General features: G+C 68.6%; 20 protein-coding genes. 13 read left to right on the top strand and 7 right to left on the bottom strand.

The window, feature by feature from the left end; all coding sequences use genetic code 11:
* The first annotated feature begins 93 nt into the window (after nt 1-93).
* From I5071_RS24320 to I5071_RS24310, 3 genes are read left to right on the top strand one after another with little or no spacing between them, the layout of a single operon-like run.
* Nucleotides 94-567, top strand: coding sequence for a DsrE family protein (locus I5071_RS24320; RefSeq protein WP_236515181.1), 474 nt, complete (start codon nt 94-96; stop codon nt 565-567).
* The gene (locus I5071_RS24315; protein WP_236515179.1) at nt 567-2162 is read left to right on the top strand and encodes a bifunctional metallophosphatase/5'-nucleotidase; all 1596 of its coding nucleotides are present in this window, start codon (nt 567-569) and stop codon (nt 2160-2162) included. The genes I5071_RS24320 and I5071_RS24315 overlap by 1 nt, the downstream gene beginning before the upstream one ends.
* 5 nt (nt 2163-2167) lie before the next feature.
* Nucleotides 2168-3199: a putative sulfate exporter family transporter gene (locus I5071_RS24310; RefSeq protein ID WP_236515177.1), complete on the top strand. Its 1032-nt coding sequence runs from the start codon at nt 2168-2170 to the stop codon at nt 3197-3199.
* A gap of 74 nt (nt 3200-3273) precedes the next feature.
* Here the strand turns inward: I5071_RS24310 and I5071_RS24305 are convergent, their stop codons facing one another.
* Nucleotides 3274-5208 carry a Cof-type HAD-IIB family hydrolase gene (locus I5071_RS24305; protein ID WP_236515175.1) on the bottom strand — a complete coding sequence of 645 codons (1935 nt, stop codon included), beginning with the start codon at nt 5206-5208 and terminating at the stop codon, nt 3274-3276.
* Nucleotides 5209-5238: 30 nt separating this feature from the next.
* Between I5071_RS24305 and I5071_RS24300 the strand changes: the two genes are divergently transcribed.
* The 8 genes from I5071_RS24300 (at nt 5239) to fba (ending at nt 17577) form a co-directional block, all read left to right on the top strand.
* On the top strand, nt 5239-7092 hold the full coding sequence (locus I5071_RS24300; RefSeq protein WP_236515173.1) for an efflux transporter outer membrane subunit: 1854 nt from the start codon (nt 5239-5241) through the stop codon (nt 7090-7092).
* Nucleotides 7089-8159, top strand: coding sequence for an HlyD family secretion protein (locus I5071_RS24295; protein ID WP_236515171.1), 1071 nt, complete (start codon nt 7089-7091; stop codon nt 8157-8159). The genes I5071_RS24300 and I5071_RS24295 overlap by 4 nt, the downstream gene beginning before the upstream one ends.
* Before the next feature lie 8 nt (nt 8160-8167).
* Entirely contained in the window at nt 8168-10978 is a 2811-nt protein-coding gene (rbbA, locus tag I5071_RS24290; RefSeq protein ID WP_236515169.1) for a ribosome-associated ATPase/putative transporter RbbA, read from the top strand.
* 1 nt (nt 10979) lies between these two features.
* Nucleotides 10980-12104, top strand: coding sequence for an ABC transporter permease (locus tag I5071_RS24285; protein WP_236515167.1), 1125 nt, complete (start codon nt 10980-10982; stop codon nt 12102-12104).
* An 89-nt stretch (nt 12105-12193) separates the two neighbouring features.
* Nucleotides 12194-14617, top strand: coding sequence for a phosphoketolase (locus I5071_RS24280; RefSeq protein WP_236607672.1), 2424 nt, complete (start codon nt 12194-12196; stop codon nt 14615-14617).
* Between the two features lie 74 nt (nt 14618-14691).
* Nucleotides 14692-15339, top strand: a complete 648-nt coding sequence (locus I5071_RS24275; protein ID WP_236515165.1) for an LOG family protein — start codon at nt 14692-14694, stop codon at nt 15337-15339.
* A 6-nt stretch (nt 15340-15345) separates the two neighbouring features.
* Entirely contained in the window at nt 15346-16425 is a 1080-nt protein-coding gene (locus tag I5071_RS24270) for an acetate/propionate family kinase (RefSeq protein ID WP_236515163.1), read from the top strand.
* A 111-nt stretch (nt 16426-16536) separates the two neighbouring features.
* A complete protein-coding gene (gene fba / locus I5071_RS24265; protein WP_236515161.1) occupies nt 16537-17577 on the top strand; it encodes a class II fructose-bisphosphate aldolase in 1041 nt (346 codons plus the stop codon).
* A 144-nt stretch (nt 17578-17721) separates the two neighbouring features.
* Here fba and I5071_RS24260 read toward each other — a convergent pair whose 3' ends face one another.
* Nucleotides 17722-18411 (bottom strand): TetR/AcrR family transcriptional regulator, encoded by a 690-nt coding sequence (locus I5071_RS24260; RefSeq protein WP_236515159.1) that lies wholly within the window; start codon nt 18409-18411, stop codon nt 17722-17724.
* Nucleotides 18412-18509: 98 nt separating this feature from the next.
* Here I5071_RS24260 and I5071_RS24255 point away from each other — a divergent pair, with 98 nt between their 5' ends.
* A complete protein-coding gene (locus I5071_RS24255) occupies nt 18510-19322 on the top strand; it encodes a sterol desaturase family protein (RefSeq protein ID WP_236515157.1) in 813 nt (270 codons plus the stop codon).
* A gap of 41 nt (nt 19323-19363) precedes the next feature.
* Here I5071_RS24255 and I5071_RS24250 read toward each other — a convergent pair whose 3' ends face one another.
* The 5 genes from I5071_RS24250 to I5071_RS24230 all read right to left on the bottom strand — a co-directional run bounded on the left by I5071_RS24250 (nt 19364) and on the right by I5071_RS24230 (nt 24542).
* A complete protein-coding gene (locus I5071_RS24250; protein WP_419249663.1) occupies nt 19364-19810 on the bottom strand; it encodes a hypothetical protein in 447 nt (148 codons plus the stop codon).
* A 267-nt stretch (nt 19811-20077) separates the two neighbouring features.
* A complete protein-coding gene (locus I5071_RS24245; protein ID WP_236515153.1) occupies nt 20078-21175 on the bottom strand; it encodes an alpha/beta hydrolase in 1098 nt (365 codons plus the stop codon).
* A gap of 136 nt (nt 21176-21311) precedes the next feature.
* Nucleotides 21312-22244, bottom strand: coding sequence for a LysR family transcriptional regulator (locus tag I5071_RS24240; RefSeq protein WP_236515151.1), 933 nt, complete (start codon nt 22242-22244; stop codon nt 21312-21314).
* Nucleotides 22245-22330: 86 nt separating this feature from the next.
* A complete protein-coding gene (locus I5071_RS24235) occupies nt 22331-23527 on the bottom strand; it encodes an MFS transporter (protein ID WP_419249662.1) in 1197 nt (398 codons plus the stop codon).
* A gap of 136 nt (nt 23528-23663) precedes the next feature.
* Entirely contained in the window at nt 23664-24542 is an 879-nt protein-coding gene (locus I5071_RS24230) for an AraC family transcriptional regulator (RefSeq protein ID WP_236515148.1), read from the bottom strand.
* Nucleotides 24543-24673: 131 nt separating this feature from the next.
* Between I5071_RS24230 and I5071_RS24225 the strand changes: the two genes are divergently transcribed.
* The gene (locus I5071_RS24225) at nt 24674-25597 is read left to right on the top strand and encodes an aldo/keto reductase (protein WP_236515146.1); all 924 of its coding nucleotides are present in this window, start codon (nt 24674-24676) and stop codon (nt 25595-25597) included.
* The last annotated feature ends 3 nt before the right edge of the window (nt 25598-25600 follow it).

Raw genomic sequence — 25600 nt, 5'->3', positions numbered from 1 at the left:
CGTCACCCGCGGCCGATCCCTCGCCGGCCCCCGCGACCTGCGGAACGCGAGGAACAACCCGCGCTCTCCGGAGCGCAGTCGTGGAGGTGTGTCTTGGTCACGATCCGTTCTCTCGTCCTCTTCGCGTCGATCGTCGCGCTCGGGTGCGCGCCGGCGACGCTGCATGCGCAGTCTCCCGCTCGGCCCGCCGCCGACGCGCCCGCGCGCTCCGATCGCGCTCTCGTCTTCGTGCTCACCACGGGCCTCGACGCGCAGACGATGTCCTCGGTCTTCCGCCACGCGCGCACCGCGGCCGAGCAGCAGCGCCTCTCGGAGGTCGTGGTGCTCGTCTACGGCCGCGGCGTGCAGGCGTTCGACGGAACGATCTCCGCGCGCCCCGCGCAGCTCACCGAGCTCATCCGCTCGGCGATGGCGGCCGGCGTGCGCGTGCGGCTCTGCGCCAGCGCGCTCGTTCACATGGGCGTCGATCGCGATCGCCTCGATCCCCAGCCCACCGAGATCGTGCCCAACGCGATCGCGACGCTGGTCGACTACGTCGCGCGCGACGCGGCGATCGTGAGGTACTGATGCGCAGCGCGCTCTGTCTCTCGATCACCGTGCTGCTCGCGGGCTGCGGCAGCGCGCCCGCCTCGACCGATCACCCGCGCGCCGTCGAGGCGCGCTCGGCGACGGTGATGTTCTTCTCCGATGCGCACGCGCAGCTCGAAGAGCACCCCGAGGTGTTCCGCGAGCCCGACGGAAGGCGCATCTCTTCGCGCGGCGGCGGCTACGCGCGCCTCGCCGAGGCTGCGCGGCGGATCCGTGGCTCGGTGGGCGGCCACGCGCTCCTCGTCGACGGCGGTGACACGTTCCACGGCACCGGGCCGGCCGCGTGGTCGCGCGGCGAGGTCGTGCTCGCGGCGCAGCGCGCGCTCGGCGTGGACGTGGGCATCCCGGGCAACTGGGAGGTCGTGCACGGGCCGGCGCGCATGCGCGAGCTGCTCGGCGACGTCGGATATCCGGTCCTCGCCGCGAACGTCGTCGACGATGCGAGCGGCGAGCCGCTCTTCCCCGCGACGCTCGTCCGCGACGTCGGCGGAGTGCGTTTCGGCTTCGTCGGGGTGACCGACCCCGACGTGCCGCGGCGACAGCCGCCGGCGTACTCGACGGGTCTGCGATTCCTCGACGCCACCGTGATCGCGCCGCACGTCCGTGCGCTCCGGGAGCGCGACGGAGCCGAGGTGGTGATCGCGATCACGCACCTCGGCCTGGCGCGCGCGATCGCGCTCGCCGAGCGCGTGCCCGGGATCGACGTCGTGCTCTCGGGCGACACCCACGAGCGCGTCTACGAGCCGATCGAGCGCGGCGGGACGTGGATCGTCGAGCCCGGCGCGTTCGCGTCGTTCCTCGGCCGGCTCGACGTCGAGATCGAGCGGCCCGGCGTGCGGCCGCGCCTGCGCTGGGAGCTCGTCGAGCTCCGCGCCGATCGCTATCGCGGCGATCCCCACGTCGCGCAGCTCGTCGCGGACGCTCTCGCGCCGCACCGCGAGCGGGCGGGTCGCGTCATCGGCCACAGCGGCGTGCCGCTCGAGCGCTACGGCGTGCTCGAGACCTCGGCCGACGCGGTCGTGACGGACGCGCTGCGAGAGGCGACCGGCACCGAGATCGCGATGTCGAACGGCTTCCGCTTCGGCCATCCGATCGAGCCCGGTCCGATCACCGAGGGCGACCTCTGGATGTGGCTGCCGGTCTCGACGCCGCTGCGCACGGGGAGTGTCACCGGCGCTCAGCTGCGGCACTTCTGGGAGAGCGAGATCGAGCACGTCTTCTCGCGTGATGCCGACCAGCTCTTCGGCGGCTGGCTGCCGCGCATCTCGGGCATGCATGCGCGCTTCCGGACCGACCGCGCTCGCGGCGAGCGCGTCGTGTCGCTCGACGTGGGCGGCCGTCCGATCGAGGACGAGCGGCGCTACTCGCTGACCGCGTGCGCGCGCGAGGGCGATCCCGAGGACACGCTCTGCCGCATCGCGAACGTGAAGAGCGCGGTCACGCACGAGATCGACGTGCACGAGGCCGTGCGGCGGTATCTGCGGGCGCACGACCCCGTGGTGCTCGACGGCTCGCGCCGCGTCGTCGCGGACGATCTGCCTCCGCACGTCTTCTCTCAGTACGAGCGGAGGTGAGCGCGATGCGGACGAACGATGTCGTCGCGCTTGCGCGCAACGTCGGTCGCGCGTGGCCGGCGATCATGATCGCGCTGCTCGCGCTGGTCACGACGCCGCACGCGCCGTGGCGCGCGATCGGCGCGCTCACGACCGCGCTCCTCGTCGGTGCCGCGCTCCGAGCGACGCGGGAGCGGCTCGGCAGCGCTCCCCGCGCCGACGAGGACGCGGGGCTGCGGACCCTGTCGACCCACGTGCTGCGCGCCGCCGTCGTCGCGAGCGCGCTGCGGCTGGACGGCTCGCTCATCGCGAGCGCGGGGTGGCGCCCGTGGATCGTCGCGCTCGTCGCGGTGGCCTTCGGGCTCGTCCTCTTCGCGCTGCTCGCGCGAGCGCTCGGACTCTCGTCGAGGCTCGCGGGACTCGTCGCGATCGGCACCAGCGTGTGCGGTGCCGCCGCGATCGTCGCCGCCGCGCCGAGGCTGGACGCGCGTGAGGAGGACGTCTCGCTCGCCGTGGCGACGGTGAGCGTGCTCGGCGCGGCGCTCGCGCTCCTCCTCGCGGGCGCTCACGCGATCGGCGCGCTCGACGGTCCGACGTTCGCGCTCGTCGCAGGCGGCGGGCTGCACGAGGTCGCGCACGTGGTGGCGGCGAGCGCGGCCGAGCCCGAGGTCGCGCCGCTCGCGCTGCTCACGAAGCTCGCGCGCGTCGCGCTGCTGCCGGTGGGGCTCGCGATGCTCCCGCTCGTCACGCCGATCGCTGCGCCGAGCGCCAGGCGTCGCCCCGCCGTTCCCGGCCTCGCGATCGCGTTCTTCGCGGTGGGAGTCCTCGGAACCGCGATCTCCTTCGCGCTCCGCGGGACGGGGATCGACGGCGCATGGGAGGCGACACGCGGCGTCGTGCTCGACGCGGCGAACGCTGCGCTCGCCGTGTCGATGGCGGCGATCGGGCTGCGCATCTCGCCGGCGGCGATGGCGTCGCTCGAGCGGCGCACGATCGTGCTCGCAGTCGCGGGCGCGCTCGCGCTGGTCGCGCTGGTGTTCGCCGTCGTGTGGATCTGAGCCGAGAGAGCGCTTCACTCGCGTCGTTCGATGCGAGTGGAGCGCAGCCCGGAACGAAGCTCCGGGCAGAGGTACTAGGCGGGAGCACCTGTCTGTCGGCGATCGAGGTCGCCGCGCCCGGCTCTCCGCTCGACGGTCGCGACGAGGTCGCTCCACGATCCCGCGAGCCTCGCCAGACCGTCCTCCTGGAGCTTCGGCGCGAGCGCATACAGGTCGATCCCTGCCGCTCGGAAACGCGCGAGGGTCTCGTCGCTGGTGCCGCCGTCGGCCGGCAGGAGCGTCGTGACCTGACCGTGCTCCGCGAACTCCAGCAGCGCGCGCTCCCGCATCGCCAGGACCGTGAACTGCGCCGTCAGCGAGGCCGCGTACGTGACGTCGGACGCACTCGCGTCCTCGGACCCCGTGATGTCCCACAGGAGTCGCTGCGGGCGCCCACCGAGGTTGTAGAGCCGCTGCCACCGCGGTGAGCGCAGGACCTCGCGGTACGCCTTGTAGGTGCGTTGGGCCATCGCGATGCCCAGCCCTCCTCGGAGCTCCTCGGGGACCGCGCCTGCCACGGCGGCGTCCCAACGACGGATCGACATCGTGGCCAGCGACGCGACGTCGGGGCGAAGGCCCGCGTCGACGCGACGCTCGACTCCCCGCAGGTACGCCTCGGCCGCCGCGAGGTATTGCTCCCGAGAGAAGAGGAGCACGACGTTGACGGGGGCTCCGGCGAAGATCAGGTGCTCGATGGCCGACAGTCCCGCCGGCGTGCCGGGGATCTCGATCATCCAATTCGGGCGGGCCACGCGGGAGAGGAGCTCCTTCGCGCCGGCGACCGCGCTCACCGTGTCGTGAGCCAGTCTCGTTCCGAGGGAGACCCACCCGTCGACGCCCGCGCTGCGTTCGTGGACGGGACGAAGGAGATCCGCTGCCTGCGCGAGATCCTCGATCGCGATGTCGAGCAGGAGCTCCTCGCTCGAGCGGTTCCGGCGCCGCCCGTTCGCGATGGAGTCGTCGTACGCGGAGCTCGTCTCGAGCGCACGTGCCCAGAGCGCGTGATTCGATCGGATCCCGGTCACCGAGCGCTCGTCGATGTGGCGCTGCAACGCGCCCGACTCGAGCGCGTCGCGGCCGATGCCATCCAGCCAGAGACTCTGGCCCAGGTGATGGAGCCTCCCGGTGGTCTTCACCGCAGGGCCGCTCGCAGCCGCGCTGCGAGGCAGGACGATGCGATCGACGGCCTCGGCAAAACCTTCGTCGGCGAACGAGCTGGTCACGACGGTGGCGCGCCGCTTCACCTCGTCACTCGCATTGCCCATCGCGATGCTGAGCCCGGCACGCTCGAACATCAGAACGTCGTTCGGTTGATCTCCGATCGCGGCGATGTGCTCGAGCGGGATCTTCAGATACCGCGAGAGCCGCTCGATCACGACTCCCTTGTGCGCCCCCGGATGGGTCACGTCGACGTAGTGCGGGGCGGATCGCGCCGCCGAGACCTGGGTCCCGAACGCCTGCCGCACGGCCGCCTCGCACGCCGCGACGCGGGGCAGGTCGTTGCTCACGCCGACGATCTTGACGACGCCCGCGAGCACCTCGTCGAAGCTCTTCACGACGACGGGAGCCTGCTGGATGTTCGAGGTCTCGCGGCTCACGCGCGGCGCATTCAGGGAGCGCACGAACCAGTCGCGCGATCGGAAGACGAACACGTCGAGCCCGTGTCCCTCGATCATGTCCAGCAGCGCCGGCAGCAAGTACTCCGGCAGCAAGCGCTCATCGAGCACCGAGAGATCCGGCAGCACGATCACGCCGCCGTTGAACGCTGCCATCGGCATCGTCAGGTGGAGCGGCTCGACGAGCATCCGCATTCCGAAAGGCGGACGACCGCTGGTGATCGTGAACACGATGCCGCGCTCGCGGAGCGAGTCGACCGCGCGGAGCGCCCGCTCGGTCAGCACCTTGTCCTTCGTGAGCAGCGTCCCGTCGACGTCCGCCAGCAGCGCTGCGATTCGCGAACCGTCGTGCATACCGTTCTTCGGCCTCGGGCTCCTGCGCTGGTGGGCAGCACGAGACGAGCCACTCCAGCATCGAGGAGCGGAGTCGGATCTCCCGGATCGTCGTCGCCGAACCGGCGGCATCGGGCGCGTAGACGGGACGAAGTGCGACCTCGCGCTCGCACACGCGAGACACGGTGTCGTGCCGCGACGAGTCCCACACTCGATCGGGATCCCGCAGCGTTCCTTTCTGCGCTCACACGCTCACGACGCGCGTGGTCTCCCGACGATGAGCCGCAGTCGTGGAGCGATTCCCAGGGCATCCCGGTTGCTCCGAGCACGCCGGCATCCATGCGCGAACATCGGACCCCATGGTCGGACGCGAAGCAGCACGGCGCATGCGCCGTCGTGACGCTGGCGTGCGCGCTGGCGGCGAGCGGCTGCATGGTGGGCCCGGAGTACGCTCGACCGCGCGTCCCACTGGCTTCCCAGTGGACGGAAGCCCGCGATCCACGGCTCGCGACGAATGCCGCCGTCGACATCGCGTGGTGGACGACCTTCGACGACCCGGTGCTCGATCACCTGATCGAGCTCGCCTATGAACAGGACCTCTCTCTCCAGATTGCACGCCTGCGGATCGAGGAGGCTCGGGCGCAGGTCGGTGTCGCGATCGGCGAGCTCTTGCCCCAGAACCCGAGCCCGGTCGCCAGCGGGACGATCGGAGGGATCACGCGCGAGGATTCGACCGACATCTTCGGACAGTACTTCGTCGGCATCGATGCGACTTGGGAGCTGGACCTCTGGGGACGGCAACGACGCGGTGTGCGGGCGGCGCGCGCGGACCTGCTCGCACAGGTCGCCGACTACCAGGACGCGATCGTCTCGCTGAACGCGGAGGTCGCTCGGACCTACGTGCTCGTGCGCTCGTTCGAGACGCTGATCGCACAAGCGGACGCGAACGTCGTGGTGCAGTCGGACGCGCTGGACATCGCGACTTCGCGCTTCCGCAACGGAGCGACGTCCGAGCTCGACGTCGCTCAGGCGACCACGTTGCTCGAGACCACTCGCGCTCGGATTCCGGCGCTCCGGATCGCGCACCAGCAGGCGCTGAATGCGCTCAGCACACTCCTCGGGAGACCGCGCGGATTCGTCGAGCCCTTCCTCGAGGAGACCCGTGGAATCCCGTCTCCGCCGCCCCGAGTCGCGATCGGCCTGCCGGCAGAGCTGCTGCGCCGTCGCCCCGACATCCGCGCTGCAGAGCTGCGCGCGATCGCGCAGTGCAACCGTGTCGGCGCGGCGACTGCCGAGCTCTATCCGAGCTTCTCCCTCACGGGCTCGCTGGGAACGGCTGCCGTCGTCGGCGCAGGAGCAGAGTCGGCCATCGGTCGAGTGCTCGAGCCCGGCTCGTTCCTCTACACGTTCGGCGGGAGTCTCTTCTGGCCCCTCCTCAACTACCCGCAGATCCTCAACAACATCGCGGCCCAGGACGCGCGCTATTCGCGATCGCTCCTCGAGTACGCGCAGACCGTCCTGCTCGCCGCGCAGGAGGTCGAGGACGGAATCGTCGAATTCCTCCTCTCGCGAGAGACGGTGGCGCTCTCGGCGGCCGCCGTCACCGCGGCCGAGCTCGCAGTGAGGCTGGCGCTCATCCAATATCGAGAAGGCGCGACCGACTACCAGCGAGTCCTGGACACGCAGCGCGTGCTCCTGGAATCGCAGAGCCGTCACACCGAGTCGACGTCATCGACCGCGACGAGCGCGATCGCGCTCTACAAAGCGCTCGGCGGAGGATGGCAGATCGACCAGGAATTCGCGGGCGCGGACACGGCGCACGTCGATCCGGGTGATCGAACCGCCGGGGGAGACGCCGCGGAGAGCCCTCCTCGCCGCACGGATGACAGCGGAGTTGCGCAATGACCTCGAAGATCCAGGCGCTCAAGACGAAGCTGCAGAACAAGAAGACTCGGCGATGGACGCTGGGCGTGCTCGCCGTCGTGCTCGTCGCCGGGTTCTTCGGATATCGATACTGGCGGTCTCGCGCGGATGCCCTTCCCGAGGGGATCGCCTCCGGGAACGGAAGGATCGAGAGCCAGGAAGTCGACGTCGCCACTCGACTGCCGCTCCGAGTACGAGAGATCTACGTGGAGGAGGGCGACCTCGTTCGACCCGGCCAGGTCCTCGCGCGGATGGACACGGTCACGCTCGATCAAGAGCTGGCCGAAGCCCGAGAGAATCTGGCCGGCGCCCACGAGAGTCTCGCGGTGGCGCGCGCCGGAATCGCCAGGCGAGACAGCGAGATCGCGCTCGCGCGGATCGAGGTGGAGCGTGCTGGAAATCTCGTCGCGGAGCGCGCCGGCTCCCAGCGCGAGCTCGACGTGCGAACGACGGCGCTGAGGACGGCGCGAGCGGGACACGACGAGGCCGAGGCCAACCTGCGTGTCGCCGAGCAGCAAGTCGCAGTGGCCGAAGCGAACGTCGCCGTGGTCCAGAGTCGCATCGACGACGCGACGCTGACCTCGCCCGTGCACGGACGCGTGCTCTATCGCTTGGCCGAGCCCGGCGAGGTGCTCGGGCCCGGAGGCGAGGTCCTCACGCTCGTGGATCTCGAAGACGTCTACATGGAGATCTTCCTGCCCTCGAACCAGGCCGCGCAGATCCAGATCGGCGCCGAAGCGCGGGTGCAGCTCGACTACGCACCCGACCGCGTCGCGCCTGGTTACGTGAGCTTCGTGTCCCCCGAGGCGCAGTTCACCCCCAGAGAGGTCGAGACCCGGTCGGAGCGCGAGAAGCTGATGTTCCGCGTGAAGATCCAAGTGCCGCGCGAGCTCGTGATGCACTACACGGAGCAGATCAAGACGGGCGTGCGTGGCGTCGGGTACGTGCGATTCGACGAATCCACGCCCTGGCCCGAGTTCCTCCAGCGGAACCTCCTGAGCCCGGAGCGCGGGCGCGTGGCGCGCTCGTCGACCACGACGCGCCGCTAGGAGCGAACGTGAGCACGACTACCACGCTCGCAGGGGCGCCCGTCGTCGGTCCCGTCGTCACGGTGGCCGACGTGACGCACCGGTATGGCCATGTCGTCGCGCTCGATCACATCTCTCTCGAGGTCCCGAGTGGCCTGATGGTCGGCGTGGTGGGCCCCGACGGTGTCGGCAAGTCCACGCTCCTCGCGCTGATCGCAGGCTCGAAGAAGCTGCAGGACGGCAAGCTCACGGTCCTCGGCGGCGACATCGCGTCCGCCGCGCATCGACGATCCACCGGGCCGCGGATCGCGTACATGCCGCAGGGGTTGGGGAAGAATCTCTATCTCGAGCTGAGCGTCCACGACAACGTCGACTTCATGGCGCAGCTCTTCGGGCTCTCCGCCGAGGAGCGCGAAGCTCGCATCGATGATCTGCTCGTCGCCACCGGCCTCGCTCCGTTTCGCGATCGGCCTGCGGGAAAGCTCTCCGGCGGCATGAAGCAGAAGGTCGGGCTCTGCGGTGCATTGGTGCACGACCCCGATCTCCTCATCCTCGACGAGCCGACCACGGGTGTCGATCCGCTCTCGCGCCGGCAGTTCTGGACTCTGATCGACGACATCCGCGCAGGTCGGCCCGGGATGAGCGTCGTCATCTCCACTGCGTACATGGACGAGGCGCAGCGGTGGGACTGGATCTTCGCGATCGACGCGGGGCGCGTCCTCGCGGCCGGCACCCCGCAGGACCTGATGCAGCGGACCGGCACGACGAGCCTCGAGGAGTGCTTCATCGCGCTCCTGCCCGAGGAGAGGCGCCTCGGGCACAGGAAGCTCGTGATTCCGCCGCGCCCCGCCGGCGCGCGCGAGATCGCGATCGAGGCCAAGGGGCTGACCCAACGTTTCGGCAGCTTCACCGCGGTCGACCACGTGACGCTGAGCATCGAGCGGGGCGAGATCTTCGGCTTCCTCGGCTCCAACGGCTGCGGCAAGTCGACGACGATGAAGATGCTCACCGGTCTCCTGCCGCCGACCGAGGGGACCGCGACGATCTTCGGGAGCTCCGTCGAAGCGGGGAGCATCGCAGTCCGGAAGACCATCGGATACATGACCCAGGCCTTCTCGCTCTACGAGGAGCTGACGGTCCGGCAGAATCTGGTTCTCGACGCGCGCCTCTACCACCTTCCTCCCGACGTCGCGAAGACGCGGATAGACGCTCTGGTCGAGCGGTTCGGGCTCGGCCCTCACATCGACGCGCTGACTCGCGATCTCCCGATGGGTCTGCGCCAGCGACTCTCGCTCGCAGTCGCCGTCCTGCACGAGCCCACGCTGTTGATCCTCGACGAGCCGACGTCGGGCGTCGATCCCGTCGCGCGAGACAGCTTCTGGGAGCTGCTGGTCGAGCTCTCCCGGAGAGACGGCGTCACGATCTTCGTGACGACGCACTTCATGAACGAGGGAATGCACTGCGACCGCATCTCCCTCATGCATGCCGGGCGAGTGCTGGCGTGCGACGCGCCGGAGAAGCTGATCGAGGCGCGTGGCGCGGCAGGCCTGGAAGACGCGTTCATCGCGTACATGGAGGACGCGATCGTCGATTCGTCGGATCGCGCGAAGGCCGAGAAGGGCGCTCCGAGCACGACGTCGGTGCCCCCGCCGGCCGCCTCGCTGCCCGTCGGAGCCGCAGCGCCGCCGAAGCCCGCGCGCAAGTCCCGCGTGCCGCTTCCGGTGCGCCGGATGCTCGCCTATTCGCGCAACGAGGCGATCCAGATCCGCCGCGATCCCATCCGACTCACGTTCGCGTTCGTCGGCTCCGCGCTGCTGATGCTCGTGTTCGGATTCGGCATCACCACGGACGTCGAGGACATTCGTTACGCGGTCCTGGACCGCGACGGAACGCCCGAGAGCCGCGCCTATCTCGAGCAGTTCGCCGGAGCGAGCGAGTACTTCCGACCGACGGCACCGGTCACCTCCGACGAGGAGGGGCTCGACCGGCTCAAGTCCGGCGACGTGTCGTTCATCGTGGAGCTCCCGCCAGGATTCGGTCGCGACGTGCGGCGGGAGTCGGAAGCCGAAGTGCTCGTGCAGGTGGACGGCGCGATGCCGTATCGCGCCGAGACGATCGCCCAGTACGTGCGCGGCGTCCACGAGACGATGCTGCGACATCGCGGGACCGCGCTCCGCACGCCTCCACCGCGATTCACGGCGTCCATCCAGAAACGCTACATGTACAACCCGACGTTCGAGAGCATCTACACGATCGTGCCGAGTGTGCCGGCGCTGCTGTTGATCCTGATCCCGGCAATCCTCATGACCGTCAGCATCGTGCGCGAGAAAGAGCTCGGCTCGATCATCAACTTCTACGTCACGCCGACCGGACGGCTCGAGTACCTGCTGGGGAAACAGATTCCCTACGTCGCGATCGGGATGATCAACTACTTCATCCTGGTGGCGCTCGCAGCGATCGTGTTCGGAGTGTCGATCAAGGGCAGCTTCCTGGTCCTCACGCTCTGCACGTTCCTCTACGTCGTGGTGACGACCGGCGTCGGCATGGTCACTTCGACGTTCACGAAGACTCAGGTCGCCGCGGTCTTCGTCACGGCCATCCTCACGATCCAGCCGACGATCCAGTTCGCCGGCCTGCTCCAGCCGGTCTCGACCCTCGAGGGCGGCGCCCGGATCATCGGCTCGGTCTGGCCGACGACGTACTACATGCACTCGAGCGTCGGCGCCTACACGAAGGGCCTCGCGCCCCGACTGATGGCGCACGACCTGCTCGTCCTCGCGTGCACCATTCCGATCCTCCTCGCGGTGAGCGCGCTCGCCCTGAAGAAGCAGGACCGATGACGTGCACTCGCTGACGAACATCGCGTGGTTGGGGCTCAAGGAGCTGCGGAGCCTGGTCGGCGACACGGTCCTGATGCTCTTCGTCGCATACGCGTTCACGTGGACCGTCTACTCGCAGGCGACCGGCACCTCGAACGAAGTCAACAACGCTTCGATCGCGTTCGTCGACGAGGACCGCTCCGCGCTCTCGAGGGAATTGCTCAACGCGTTCTATCCCCCGCGCTTCCAGAGGCCCGAGGAGATCCGGACCGATCAGATCGAAGACGCGATGGACGAGGGACGATTCATGTTCGTCGTCACGATCCCTCCGCGCTTCGAGTACGACCTCCGCGCAGGACGCCATCCGGAGATCCAGGTGAGCATCGATGCGACGGCGATGCAGCAGGCCGGCATCGGCTCCGGCTACATCAAGAACATCATCGACGATCGGATCTCGAGCTTCCTCCGGCGCACCGAAGAGGAAGGGCCGAGGCCCGCGCAGCTGATCGTGCGGAAGCTGTTCAATCCGAACAGTGAGTCGTCTTGGTTCACGAGCGTCGTCGCGATCATCAACCAGCTGACGCTCCTGACGATCGTGCTCACGGGTGCTGCCGTGATTCGAGAGCGAGAGCACGGCACGCTCGAGCACCTGCTCGTCATGCCGCTGACCGCATTCGAGATCGCGATGGGAAAGGTGTGGGCCAACGCGCTCGTCATCCTCGTCGCGACCGCGATCTCGCTTTTCGTCATGGTCCAGATGGTGCTCGGGGTGCCGTTCGCAGGCTCACACGCGCTGTGGTTCGTCGGCGTGGCGCTGTACCTCTTCTTCGCGACGGCGCTCGGCCTGTTCCTCGGCACGATCTCACGTTCGATGGCGCAGTTCGCCCTCCTGATCGTGCTCGTCGTCGTCGTTCTGCAGCTGCTCTCCGGAGGCTCGACTCCGGTGGAGAGTCAGCCCGAGTGGCTGCAGGCGCTCACCTACTTCCTTCCGACGAGGCATTTCGTCAGCTTCTCGCAGGTCATCGTGTACCGCGGCGGCGGCCTGGGGGCCGTGTGGCGGAACTTCGCGATGGTGAGCGTCGTCGGCCTCGGGTTCTTCGTCTACAGCGTGACGCGCTTCCGGAAGTCCATCGCAGTCGCGAAGTAGCTCGCTGCCGGAACGCGACATGCAGAACCGGCTCGCCGGAGCGAAGGCGCGGCGCGAGTGCCACGAACGCCGTTCGCAGGAGTGAGATCATGACGCACGTCGAGCAGTGGGAATCGGGGCGGCGTGGAGCCTCCCCGGGACAGAGCGCGTCTGCAGAGCTGCGGGCCATGCACGCGTACTGGCGTGCGTGCAACTACCTCGCGGTGGGGATGATCTACCTGCGCGCCAATCCCCTGCTGCGCGAGCCGCTGCGCCCCGAGCACGTCAAGCAGCGCCTCTTGGGCCACTGGGGCGCGAGCCCCGGCCTGAGCTTCATGTACGTGCACCTCAATCGCCTGATCAAGAAGTACGACCTCGATGCGATCTTCATGGCGGGCTCCGGCCACGGCGCGCCGGGCGTGCTCGCCCCCGTCTACCTCGAGGGCTCGTACTCGGAGATCTATCCCGACAAGGGCGAGGACGAGGCGGGGATGCTCGAGCTCTTCCGCTCGTTCTCGTTCCCCGGGGGAATCGGGAGCCACTGCACTCCCGAGACGCCCGGATCGATCCACGAAGGCGGTGAGCTGGGCTACAGCATCTCTCACGCGTTCGGCGCGGCTTTCGACAATCCCGATCTCCTCGTGGCGGTCGAGGTCGGCGACGGAGAAGCCGAGACGGGGCCGCTCGCCACGGCGTGGCACTCGACGAAGTTCTTGAATCCGATTCGCGACGGCGCCGTGCTCCCCATCCTGCACCTGAACGGATACAAGATCGCGAATCCGACGATCCTGGCGCGCATCTCGCGCGAGGAGCTGGACGGCCTGTTGCGGGGCTACGGATGGACTCCGTACTACGTGGAGGGCTCGGATCCCGAGGCGATGCACCAGCAGATGGCTGCGACCCTCGAGGACTGCGTGCTCCAGATCAAGCAGATCCAGGGCGACGCACGCGCGAGCGGAAGAGCAGTCCGGCCGCGGTGGCCGATGATCGTGCTGCGGAGCCCCAAGGGCTGGACCGGCCCTCGCGAGGTCGACAACCACAAGACCGAGGGCTTCTGGCGGTCGCACCAAGTGCCGCTCTCGGGCATCCATTCGAACCCGGCCCACCTGAAGCTGCTCGAGGACTGGCTGCGCAGCTATCGTCCCGAGGAGCTGTTCGACCAGGATGGCCGGCTGATTCCGGAGCTCCGAGCGCTGGCACCGCAAGACCGACGGCGCATGGGCTCCAATCCGCACGCCAACGGCGGGCTGCTGCGGAGGCCGCTGCGGATGCCGGACTTCCGCGACTACGCGGTCCGAGTGGAGCAGCCGGGTCGCAGCACCGTCGGGAACACTCGGCCGCTCGGAGAATTCCTGCGCGACATCATGCGTGCCAACATGCACAACTTCCGCGTCTTCTGTCCCGACGAGACCGCGTCGAACCGCCTCGACGCGATCTACGAGGTCACGAAGAAGATGTGGCTCGGCGACTACCTGCCGGAGGACGCAGACGGAGGACAGCTGTCCCCCGACGGGCGGGTCCTCGAGATGCTCTCGGAGCACACGCTCGAGGGCTGGCTCGAGGGCTATCTACTCACCGGCCGGCATGGGTTCTTCTCGACGTACGAGGCCTTCGCGCACGTCATCGACTCGATGTTCAACATGCACGCGAAGTGGCTCTCGGCGAGTCGAGAGCAGCTGTGGCGTGCACCGGTGTCCTCGCTCAATCTATTGCTCACGTCGACCGTCTGGCGGCAGGACCACAACGGGTTCACCCATCAGGATCCGGGGTTCCTCGACGTCGTCCTCAACAAGGATCCGCACGTCTGCCGGATCTATCTGCCGCCCGACGCGAACACGTTGTTGTGCGTGGCCGATCACTGCTTGCGCAGCAGTGGCCTCATCAACGTCATCGTCTGCGACAAGCAGAAGCACCTCCAGTATCTCGACATGGAGGAGGCCATCGTGCACTGCAAGAAGGGAGTGAGCGTCTGGAGCCGGGCGAGCAACGACTACGGGACCGAGCCGGACGTCGTCATCGCCTGCGCCGGCGACATCGCGACGAAGGAAGCCCTCGCAGCCGTCACGCTCCTCCACGAAGACTTTCCCGAGCTGAAGATCCGCTTCGTCAACGTGGTCGACCTCTATCGCCTGGCATCGCCGGACGAGCACGAGCACGGCATGTCGGATCGGGACTTCGAGGGCACGTTCACCACCGACAAGCCGGTCATCTTCAACTTCCACGGCTATCCGTGGCTCATCCACCGGATGATCTACCGGCGCGCCAACAGTCAGAGCTTCCACGTACACGGCTATCGGGAGAAGGGAAACATCAACACGCCTCTCGAGCTCGCGATCCAGAACCGCATCGATCGATTCAGCCTCGCGATGGACGTGATCGATCGAGTCCCGTGGCTGCAGCGCCGGGGCATCCATCAGAAGGAGAAGCTCCGGAACGCCCAGCTCGCGAGTCAGGCGTATGCGTACGAGTTCGGGGTCGACAAGCCCGAGATGGAAGAGTGGAAGTTCCCGTACCGTGCGGAGTCGCGGCCGTGAGTGGCTCGGACGCCGATCGCGGCGACATCAGCCTCGACGACGAAGACCGCGTCAAGGACGTCGTCGTCGAGAGCGTGCTCAAGCTGTGGGAGGTCGTGAACGGCCTCACTCGGCTGCGCCCGTCCAAGCAGGAGCGCTACCGCGTGACGATCTTCGGATCCGCTCGCGCGGAGCCCGGAACGTTCGTCTACGACGAGACCCGCCGGGTGGCGAGAGCACTGACCGAGCTCGGGTGCGACATCGTCACTGGCGGCGGCCCGGGTCTCATGAGCGCGGCCAACGCGGGAGCCAGCGACGCGGCGAGTGGTGCCGGAGCCCGCTCGATGGGGATTCGCATCAGCCTGCCCTTCGAGCAGACACCGAATGCGTTCGTCACGCAGATGTACGAGCACCGGACCTTCTTCACGCGCCTGCATCATTTCGTGTTGGCGTCGGACGCGTACATCGTCGCGCCCGGCGGGATCGGGACGGTTCTCGAGGCGATGATGATCTGGCAGCTCCTGCAGGTCGGCCACCTGAGCGACAAGCCGCTCGTCTTCGTCGGGCCGATGTGGAGCGACCTCGTTCGATGGGCTCGCACCCACATGCTCGGTGCGGACCTGGCTTTCGCGTCCGAACAGGAGCTCTCGATTCCGCGGTGCGCGGTCTCGAGCGCCGAAGCGATCGAGGTCGTACGGGCGGATCACGAACGCTGGATGCGCGCTCGCAAGCACGAGGACTGAGCCGCGATGACGAGCGTCCACCAGGTACGCTTGCTGTTGGTCAACACGGGGAGCTCGTCGGTCAAGCTCGCGGTGTGGCGCGATGGGCGGATCGTGAGCTCGCGGCGCGCGTCTCGGGACGCCGTCGTCGATCTCGCGGAATTCGTGGCACCTCACGGAGCGATCGACGCCGTCGTCCATCGCGTCGTGCACGCAGGCGACGTGCAGAGGCACGCGTTCTTCACTCCGGACGTGGAAGCTGCCGTGCGCGACGCGAGCCCGCTCGCGCCACTCCACAATCCCGCGGCGCTCCGCTATCTCGCAGCGGCTCGGATCGCCTTCGGGCCGAACGTGCCGCAGCTCGCGGCGGTCGACACCGCGTTCTTCCACGACCTTCCCGATCACGCGGCGACCTACGCGCTCGCGTCCGAGCTCGGGCCCATACGCCGCTACGGGTTCCACGGGCTGGCGCATTCCTACATGAGTCGGCGAGCCCGGGAGCTGCCCGCGAGACCCCGACGCCTCGTCACTCTCCAGCTCGGTGCGGGCTGCTCGGCGACTGCGATCCTCGATGGCAGAGCGCTCGATACGTCGATGGGGTTCTCGCCGTCCGAAGGGCTCGTGATGGCCAGTCGTTCCGGCGACGTGGATCCTGGTTTGCTCATCCACCTCCTGCGCGCACGCGGCTGTTCGGCGGACCAGCTCGACCATTGGATCAACCAGCGAGGTGGCCTGCTCGGCGTCTGTGGCCATGACGCGATGCCCGACGTCCTGCGACTGGCGGCGAGCGGTGATGGCCGCGCCGTTCTCGCGCTCGAGCTCTACTGCCATCGACTGCGCAAGATCATCGGCGCGTACGCGGCAGTGCTCGGCGGGCTCGATGCGGTCGTGTTCGGCGGTGGTGTCGGAGAGAATGCCGCCGAGATTCGTGAGCGGATCCTCGGGCCCCTCGCGTGGCTCGGTCTCGAGCTCGACCGTGCTCGGAACGCCGCGAGCCCGGTGGATCGAGCGATCACGGCCCCCGGGAGCCGCGCCTCCGCGTGGGTCGTCCAGGTCGACGAGGCCGACGAGATGGCGCGAGTCGCCACGGCGCTCCTCGACGTCTGAGAGCCGCGCTCGATCGCGCAGCGCTCGAGACGCGGGACATTTTCGGGCCGGTCCCGCATCCGCCAGCCGTGGTCACCATTTGGCTTCGAAGATGCACCGTCGCTCGAGGCGATGGCATTCATCTCCCTACGTCAGTTGCTGAATCATGCGGCCGAGCGCGGCTACGCGGTCCCTGCGTTCAACGTCAACAACCTCGAGCAGGTCCAGGCCGTGATGTCCGCTGCGGCCGAGACTGGCAGTCCCGTGATCCTCCAGGCGTCGGCGGGAGCACGCGCGTATGCGGGCGAGCCCTTTCTACGGCATCTGGCGCTCGCAGCGGTGGAGGCATATCCGGACATCCCGGTCGTGCTCCATCAAGACCATGGCGCGAGCCCCGCCGTGTGCGCGGCATCGATCCGGTCGGGGTTCACCTCGGTCATGATGGACGGCTCGCTCATGACCGACATGAAGACGCCGGCCACGTTCGAGTACAACGTCGAGGTCACGGCGAAAGTCGTGGCCATGGCGCACGCGGTGGGAGTGTCGGTCGAGGGAGAGCTCGGGTGCCTCGGCTCGCTCGAGACCGGCCGCGCGGGCGAGGAGGATGGCTCCGGCGCCGAGGGCCAGTTGTCGCGCGATGCGTTGTTGACGGATCCGGCGCAAGCCGTCGAGTTCGTCCGCAGGACGAGGGTGGACGCGCTCGCGGTGGCGGTCGGCACCTCGCACGGCGCGTACAAGTTCACGCGCGAGCCGAGCGATGACGTGCTCGCGATCGGCCGGATCGCGGAGATCCACGCGCGGGTCCCGGAGACGCCGTTGGTGATGCACGGCTCGAGCTCGGTTCCGCAAGAATGGTTGGACGTGATCCGGGAGTTCGGAGGCGAGATCGGAGAGACCTACGGAGTTCCCGTCGAGCGCATCCAGGAGGCCATTCGGCACGGTGTGCGGAAGGTCAATGTCGATACCGACATTCGTCTCGCGATGACGGGTGCGATTCGCCGTAGTCTCGTCGAGAGACCCACCGAGTTCGATCCGCGCAAATACCTCAAAGCCGCGATGGAGGCAGCGCGCAGCATCTGCAGAGCGCGCTTCGAAGCCTTCGGCTCGGCAGGTCAGGCGCACAAGATCCGCCCGGTTCCGCTCGAGCGACTCGCCCAACAATACCGCGCCTGACGCGGAGATCGCGTTCGGCATCGGCGCTCGCGACGCTGCGATCAGGCGGATGCGTGAGCTCGGTCGTGACGCGGGAATTCCTCGAAGGGAGACGCCGTGTCCCGCGCGCGGCGTGAGCGTGCTGGCGGCTCGCTGGCGCGGCGATCACTTCGCCCGCCGCCGCGGGCGAGCGCTCGATGATTCCTGCGCCTTGGCGCGCGGTGCGGATGCGCCGCGGGGTGCTCCGAACGCGGCGACCAGCGCGCTGACGGCGCGCGTCGCATCCGCGACGGCATCGGCGCGCGAGATGGAGCCGTCGATCCATCCCCACAGCGCAGCGCGTCCGGCGGCGACGATGATCCAGAGGTCGTTCGCGGCGCGCTTCGCGCTGGTGCCGGTGAAGGTCGCGAGCTGCTCCTGCCACGGCCCGAGCAGGTGCGTGAACGCCTCGCGTGAGATGCGCGCGATGTCGGGGTCGCTCCCGCGCGCGTCGAGCAGGAGCCAGGGACCGGCGCCCTTCTCCTCGATCACGTCGCAGCTCGCATCGATGAACGCCGTCGTGATGCTCTCGATGGTGCCCGCCGGAAGCGCGCGCAGGAGCGCTCGGTGGAAGCGCCGATCGATCGCGTCGTTGAAGTCGTCGAGGACCGCGCGCACGAGCGCCTGGCGCGTCGGGAACATGCGATAGACGAGCGGGCGCGAGACTCCGGCGCGCTCGGCGAGCGAGCTGATCTGGAGGCTGTCGAGGCCCTCCTCGGTGAGGAGGCGCGAGGCTTCGTCGATGAGCTGACGCCTCCGTGCGTCGGGCGGCACACGTGCGCGCGCCGAGGTCTTGCCGGTCTTCCGCGTCGCCATCGGCGCGGATGGTAGCGCGCCCGTCGCGACGGTCGCCGGGTCACGTCTTGCGTTACACGGTGTAACGGTGAGAAGGTCGAGGTGTCCGGAGGTCTCCCATGACGCGTGCGCACTGGATCGAGCGGCTCGTGTTCGCGGTGCTGGTGCTGGCCGGGCTGCTCTGCCCGCAGGGACCCGCGCGCTTCTACGGCGCGATGGTGATCGCGTTCGTCGGCATCACCTGCGTCCTGCTCCCAGGCGCGGCGCTCTTCACGTGGCTCTCGGAGCGGAGCCCGTCGCGGCTGCAGGGCCCGAGGCGACTGCCGACCTTCGCGTGGCGCGGGACGAAGGACACGCTCGGCGCGACGCTGGTCGCATCGTGCCTGTTGGCGTGGCCGCTCGCGCGCCTCCGGGCGGGTGAGCCAACCGGCCTCGTGTGGACGCTCGAGGAGGCAGGCGGGCTCGGCACGGTGGTGCTCGGCAATCTGTTCGCGCTGGTGGCGCTCGACGCGTGGCTCTACTGGAAGCACCGGCTCCTGCACACGCGGTGGCTCTTCCCGTTCCACCGCGCGCACCACGGCTATCGCGACCCCACGTCGTACTCGTCGTTCGCGGTGGGCGCGGTCGAGTCCTTGCTGACGTTCTTTCCGATCGTCCTGCTCGCGTTCCCGTGGGCACCGCACTACGCGCCGGTGTACTTCGCGCTGGTGGCCGGCTTCGTGACGCTGAACCTCTATCTGCACTGCGGCGCGCAGTCGAGGCTGGTGGAGGCGGTGCTGCCGAGGCTGTGGCTGAACACGTCTGCGTTCCACAACCGCCATCACGCCGATGCGAGCGTGAACTTCGGTGAAGCGCTGATCCTGTGGGACCACCTGATGGGCACTCGCGAAGCCGCGCGACTCGATCAGGCGAAGAGCGCCTCGTCACCCTGACGCGCATGGGCTGACCAAGGTGGCTGCGTGTGTCGGTCGCCTCAGGCCACAGCGCGGACCTGGCGCTGTCCCACCGCGCCGCGCAGGCCGACGCAGCCGACGCAGCCGATGCAGTCCACGCAGTCGACGCAAGCGACACACGCGATGCAACGGAGGCAGCGGACGCACGCGAGCGTCGCCACGCAGCTGCGGATTCCGATGCCGAGCAGCGTGAGCAAGCTGCCGGCGACGGCGACACTGCCGGTGGTGCCCGCGCTGCCGGCGACTGCGACACTGCCCGCGGTGCCCGCGCTGCCGGCGACTGCGACACTGCCTGCGGTCCCGGCGCTCCCCGCGACAGCGACGCTCCCCGCCGTCGCCGAGCTGCGGGCGACAGCGACGCTCCGGACGGTTGCGACACTGCCGGCGACAGCGACGCTCCTGCCCGTGGTGACGCTGCCGGCGACGGCGACGCCGTCGACGACGCCGATGCTTCCCACCACCGCCATGTTCTCGCCGGCGGCCGGCGAGCTCGGTCGATCGAACATCTCGCGATCCTCCTCGATCCGCCGCGGGCAACGTGCGCGGTCTCGGGCCCGTCTTCGACGCTCATGGCGCCGTGGTGTGCGCGTCACAAGCGCACGAGAGGTCACTGCGGTGTGTGGCAGCGCGCCGCGCTGGGCTCGGTGACGAGGAGCTCGCTTCGCGGGCCGCGCATCGGTCTCAGAGGCAGTCGCCCGCTCGATGCCGAATCTCGACGAATGACGATCATCGCCTCACCCGAGATGCGCGTCGAAGAAGGACGTGAGCTTGTCCCAGGGGATGAGGCCCACGCGGTCGTAGAGATCCACGTGGCCGGCGCCCGGCACGACGTAGAGCTCCTTCGGCTCCGAGGCCCTCCGGAATGCGTGCTCGCTGAAGAGCCGTGAGTGCGCTCGGTCGCCCGTGATGAACAGGACCGGTCGCGGCGAGATCCAATCGAGATGCTCGAACGACCAGAACAACGACATCGCGGCGCCGCTGGTCAGCGACATCGCCGTGGTCGAGCGCGGATGGTGGCCCCGCGGCGTGCGGTAGTAGTCGAAGAACTCTCTCTCGATCGCGGACGAACCGTCGGTGATGACCTCGGGCGTTCCGATCACCATCGCTCGTCGTCCACCGTCCACTTCGGCCCAGCGTTGTGCCGCGATCGTCTCCAGGGCCCTCGTGAGCTCGGCTCTGTTCAGGCGCTCCGCCAGTCCCTGCCGCGTCGCCTGGCCGATGTCGTACATGCTGACGGTGGCGATCGCCTTGATGCGCGGATCGATCTCCGCAGCCGCCAAGCCGAAGCCGCCACTGCCACAAATGCCGATGACTCCGATTCGGTTCCGGTCGACGAACGGGCTCGCGCCGAGGTAGTCGATTGCGGCGCTGAAGTCCTCGACGAACGCCTCCGCCGAAGCGATGGAGCGGGGCTGGCCTCCGCTCTCTCCGTTGTACGACGCATCGAATGCGATGGTGACGAAGCCGCGCTCGGCCATGCGCTGCGCATAGAGGCCGGAGGTCTGCTCCTTCACTCCGCCATAGGGATGACCCACGACGATTGCCGACGCGCGCGTCCTTCGGTCCAGACTCCGCGGGACGTAGAGATCGGCCACGAGGTGGATGCCGAGCCGGTTGTAGAACGCCACCTTCTCGTGGCTCACGAGCGCGCTCCTGGGAAACGTCTTGTCCCAGGCCAGCCCGTCCTGCGCGCGTGCACGGCGGCTCCCGAGCGGAAGCGCGCCCAACACCGCCGCGCCGGCACCCGCGACCTTCAGGAAGTGGCGTCGGCCCGTGTCCACCCCAAGGGATTCGTCTCGCGCCTCTTCGGCCACGTCGGACTTCGTGCTCATCGTCGCCAAACCCTACGTTCGAGCTCGTCGACGGAGCAGAGGTCGGCGGGCGCACGAGCCGTTTAGCCACGGTTGACGGTGCGTGCGCCGAAACGGCGTCTCGTCGCCATCGCGCGCTCGGCGTGGGGGCCTGCTCTCAGCGCGATGATTTGCTCTTCGCGGCGGCCGTGTGTTGGGCGGCATGCTCGCGAACCGTCTCGATGAACAGCCGGAGCGGCTCGGAGCGCTGCGTGCGACTCGGGTAATAGAGGAAGAACCCGGGGACCGACGCCGCATAGGGCTCGAGCACGCGTACGAGTCGCCCCGTGCGGATCTGCTCGGCGACGAGCGGTTCGTACATGTACGAGAGCCCCAGTCCCTGCTCTGCCCATCGGATGCAGAAGAGACCCTCGTTCGTGACCACCGAGCCTCGAACCGGGATGCGCCAGGTCTTCCGACCCCGCTCGAGCTCCCATGCGTAGAGCGACCCCGTCGTCTCCGAGCGGAAGGTGAGGCACTCGTGATGGAGGAGATCCTCGGGGCGCTGCGGAGCACCGTGCTTCTCGAGGTAGCTGGGCGCGCCGACGACGACGAACCGAAATGCATCGGTGAGCCGGACACTCACCATGTCGCGCTCGACGAACTCACTCAATCGAATCCCCGCGTCGTAGCCCTCGCGGACGATGTCCACACGTCGATCCTCGAAGATGATCTCGAGCTGGATGCGGGGATGACGCTCACGGAACGTCGGGAGCACCGGCTCGATCACGAAGTCGAAGGCCGCTCTCGGCACCGTCAACCGCACACGCCCGACCACCTCGCCAGGCTTCGCCGCGACCTCGTCGAGCGCCGCACGTGTCTGTGCGAAGGCAGGGCCCACGGCATCGAGCAGGCGACGTCCGGCGTCGGTGAGCGCCACGCTCCGAGTCGTGCGTGCGACGAGGACCACGCCCAGCTCTTCTTCCAGCTGCCGCACGCTCTGGCTCACGGCCGAGCGTGAGACGCCGAGCTCGCGCGCCGCGCCGCTGAAGCTCTGCGCTCGAGCGACGGCGAGGAACGCCTGGAGCTGGAGGAAGGGAATCGTGGCCACGCGCTAGAACACGCGCCCCCGTCGGGCGATTGTCAAGTCCTGCGTCGCACTCGTTCTGCAGCTCTCGAGAACGGCGTTCTCTCGACTCAATCGCTCGACGTGATTCGGCTTCCGCTGCCGACGACGAGCGAGCCGGCCACGAGCAGGCAGGCTGCGCCGAGCAGCGTCGCGGCGATCGAGAAACGATCGAGGAGCACGCCGCCGAAGGCCGCGCCCAGCATGATGGAGAGTTGGATGGCCGCGACCATCAGACCACCACCGCTCTCCGGCTCGTCGTGAATGCCCTTCGACAGCCAGGTGGACCACGCGACGGGGATCGCGGAGTTCAACGTGCCCCACGCGATCATCGCGACCGCAACGGCCCAGAGATTGCGCCCACCGGCGAGCAGCGCGACCGTCACGACGGCGAGCATCAGCGGCAGCCAACGGAGCAACGGATAGAGGTGCTTCCCGAGCAACGAGCTGGCGCCGTACGTGCCGACGAATCCAGCCGCCCCGAGCCCGAGGAGCAGCATCGACAGCTGCGGCACGCTCGCGTGCGTGTAGCCCTCGAGGAACGGCCTGAAGTAGGTGAATGCGCAGAACGCGCCGGCGAACGTCAACATCACGCCCGACATGGCGAATGCGACGTTGCGGCGCTTCAACAGGCCGAACACCCTCCCGACGGGATTCGACGCTCGGGGAGGAAGGGACGGCAGACTGACCCACTGCCAGATCAGATTCAGCACGACGATGGGCACCAACGCCTCGAACACGCCGCGCCAACCGATGATCTCACCGAGATAGCTGCCGATCGGAGCCGCGAACGCCGTCGCCACGGCATTGCCCATGTAGAGGACGCCGAGGGCTCTCGGAACATCCCGTCCAGGCACGAGACGCATGACCGTGGCCGTCGCCAGCGCCCAGAAGCCGCCGATGGTCACGCCGAGGAGAGCGCGTGCGGCCATGAGCGTTCCGAAGCTCGAGGCGTTCGCGATCGACAGCAGCGAGCCCAGCATGACGGCCGTCAACGCCAACAAGACGCTGCGTCGATCGAAGCGGCTCGCGACCGACGCGATGAGCAGGCTCGTCACGACCGCGAACAAACCGGAGATCGAAATCGCCTGACCGGCCATTCCCTCCGTCGCGCCGAGATCCGAAGCGATCGGAGTGAGCAAGCTGACGGGCATGAACTCCGAGGCGATGAGCAACGCGACGCAGAGCGCCATCGAACCGACGGCGCTCCACGCCCGACGCGCGCCGAGCGCCTCGCCGCCGTCCGCTCGCTCGCCCACCCCATCGATCGAACCGTCGTTGCCGGAGATCACGCACGCACCTCTCGTCACGGCGACTCTCACGCCGTGCGAGCGATGATGTGGACCGAGGCGAGCCCCGAGTAGGACGGGTGCTGTGCATGGGCTGTTCAGCCACCCTCGACAATCACTCGTGCTGACGCGAGTCGCCTGCGTCCTTGCTGGGCGGCACACCGAACCTGCGCGTGTACTCCCGACTGAACTGACTCGGGCTCTCGTAGCCGACCTCGAAGGCGGCGGAGGACACCGATGCTCCGCCCGTCGAGAGAAGCCGCCTCGCCTGCAGCAGGCGGAGCTCCTTCTGGTACTGGAGCGGCGTCGATGCCGTGATCTCCTTGAAGTGCTTGTGGAACGACGCCGGGCTCATCCCGACCTTCTGCGCCAGCTCCGCGATCGCGATCGGCGCGCGGAAGTCGCGGCGGATGTGGGCGATGGCCCGGGCGATCGCGCTCTCGTGGCTGTCGATCCGGATCAGGCGCCGCAGCATCGCGCCGAACGGCGCGGTGAGCAGGCGGTAGTGGATCTCCTTCAGGATGAGCGGGCCGAGCACCTTGGCGTCGGTCTGCGATCCGGCGAGCGCGAGGTAGCGGCCCAGCGCCTCGAGCAGCGGCTCGTCCGCCTCGTGCACCTGCAGCGCGCGCGCATGCGTGGAGTCGAACGCCGTGTCCGCGAGCTCCTCGTAGAGGCCCCTCAGGGTCGCGAGCTCGATGTCGAGCAGCAGCGACAGATACGGAGCCTGCGTGATCCGAGAGATCACCGGCAGGTCGTGACTGACCAGCAGACACTCGCCCGCCGCCGATCCGACGGTGTGCCCGCCGAGCGTCGTCTCCTTCCTTCCCTGGACGATCAGGCAGAAGACGGGCTCGTAGATGGAGGCCTCGAACGCGGTGCGGCGATGGTGCCGGAGGAGCACCAGACCGGGCATCGGCTCGACGGATTGGGGCGATTCGCCGAGCTGTCGAGGGACCAGCCGGAGCGCCTGCGCGGCGAGCTTCTGGACGTCCATCCCGACTGACTATCACGGTTCTATGCGTGCGGAGAGGATTGGGCACGCAACGGCGAGGAACTGGCAGGCGCTCCGCGGTCCGGCGTGAGAGAGATGGCGAGCGCGCTTCGTGGCGCTCGAAGGAGGACCGAATGGGCAAGAACGACACTCGTGTGCTGACCGCCGGCATCGAGATCCCGTACGTCGGGCTCGGCACGTATCTCATCGCGAACGACGATGCGGCCGCCGTGGTGCGCGCGGCGCTCGGAGTCGGGTTCCGGCACGTCGATACCGCCGAGTTCTATGGGAACGAGGAGGGCGTGGGCGCCGGGATCCGACAGGCGCTCGAGGCGCACGGCCTCTCCCGGAAGGACGTCTTCGTGACGACGAAGCTCTGGCCCGGGAACGCCGCGTGGGGGCAGACGCCGAAGACGACCGAGACGACGATCGCGTCGCTGGACGAGAGCCTCGCGCGGCTCGGGCTGGAGTACGTCGACCTCTATCTCATCCACGCGCCCTTCGACCACGAGCAGCGGCTCGCGCAGTGGCGCGGCCTCGTCGAGCTGAAGCGACAGGGGAAGGCGCGCGCCATCGGCGTGAGCAACTTCGACGTCGCGCACATCGAGGAGCTCGTGGGGGCGGGGCTGCCGCTGCCGGACGCGAACCAGATCGAGCTGCACCCCTGGTCGCAGAAGCCTGCGCTGGTCCGCTATCTCGCCGAGAAGGGCATCACGCCGATCGCGTACAGCAGCCTCGTGCCGCTCTCCACGTGGCGGATCGCCGAGGGGCACGACAGCGCGAAGACCGCCGAGATGAGGGCGACCGGTGAGCGCGCGGACTCGCCGTTCAAGGCGATGGCCGCGAAGTACGGCGTGAGCGAGGCGCAGGTGCTCCTGCGGTGGGCGATCCAGATGGGATATCCGGTGCTGCCCAAGAGCACGAAGCCCGAGCGCATGCGGCAGAACGCCGACCTGTTCTCGTTCCGCATCGACGACCAGGACATGGCTGCGATCGCGAAGATGGACCGCGGCGACGGCGTGGCCTGGCCGATGGGCGATCCCACCAAGGCGGCGTGAGCG

Source organism: Sandaracinus amylolyticus (genome assembly GCF_021631985.1).
In the GTDB taxonomy this organism is placed as follows: domain Bacteria; phylum Myxococcota_A; class Polyangia; order Polyangiales; family Sandaracinaceae; genus Sandaracinus; species Sandaracinus amylolyticus_A.
Note: the sequence above shows the minus strand (reverse complement) of the source record. Positions and strands in the feature narration are given on the sequence as shown.

What these genes read in the sequence shown, in the direction of transcription:
- I5071_RS24230 (WP_236515148.1), bottom strand. Translation starts at nt 24,542, where the DNA reads ATGGACGTCCAGAAGCTCGCCGCGCAGGCGCTCCGGCTGGTCCCTCGA.
- I5071_RS24245 (WP_236515153.1), bottom strand. Translation starts at nt 21,175, where the DNA reads ATGAGCACGAAGTCCGACGTGGCCGAAGAGGCGCGAGACGAATCCCTT.
- I5071_RS24295 (WP_236515171.1), top strand. Translation starts at nt 7,089, where the DNA reads ATGACCTCGAAGATCCAGGCGCTCAAGACGAAGCTGCAGAACAAGAAG.
- I5071_RS24310 (WP_236515177.1), top strand. Translation starts at nt 2,168, where the DNA reads ATGCGGACGAACGATGTCGTCGCGCTTGCGCGCAACGTCGGTCGCGCG.
- fba (WP_236515161.1), top strand. Translation starts at nt 16,537, where the DNA reads ATGGCATTCATCTCCCTACGTCAGTTGCTGAATCATGCGGCCGAGCGC.
- I5071_RS24260 (WP_236515159.1), bottom strand. Translation starts at nt 18,411, where the DNA reads ATGGCGACGCGGAAGACCGGCAAGACCTCGGCGCGCGCACGTGTGCCG.
- I5071_RS24315 (WP_236515179.1), top strand. Translation starts at nt 567, where the DNA reads ATGCGCAGCGCGCTCTGTCTCTCGATCACCGTGCTGCTCGCGGGCTGC.
- I5071_RS24255 (WP_236515157.1), top strand. Translation starts at nt 18,510, where the DNA reads ATGACGCGTGCGCACTGGATCGAGCGGCTCGTGTTCGCGGTGCTGGTG.
- I5071_RS24250 (WP_419249663.1), bottom strand. Translation starts at nt 19,810, where the DNA reads ATGGCGGTGGTGGGAAGCATCGGCGTCGTCGACGGCGTCGCCGTCGCC.
- I5071_RS24270 (WP_236515163.1), top strand. Translation starts at nt 15,346, where the DNA reads ATGACGAGCGTCCACCAGGTACGCTTGCTGTTGGTCAACACGGGGAGC.
- I5071_RS24305 (WP_236515175.1), bottom strand. Translation starts at nt 5,208, where the DNA reads ATGCACGACGGTTCGCGAATCGCAGCGCTGCTGGCGGACGTCGACGGG.
- I5071_RS24225 (WP_236515146.1), top strand. Translation starts at nt 24,674, where the DNA reads ATGGGCAAGAACGACACTCGTGTGCTGACCGCCGGCATCGAGATCCCG.
- I5071_RS24280 (WP_236607672.1), top strand. Translation starts at nt 12,194, where the DNA reads ATGACGCACGTCGAGCAGTGGGAATCGGGGCGGCGTGGAGCCTCCCCG.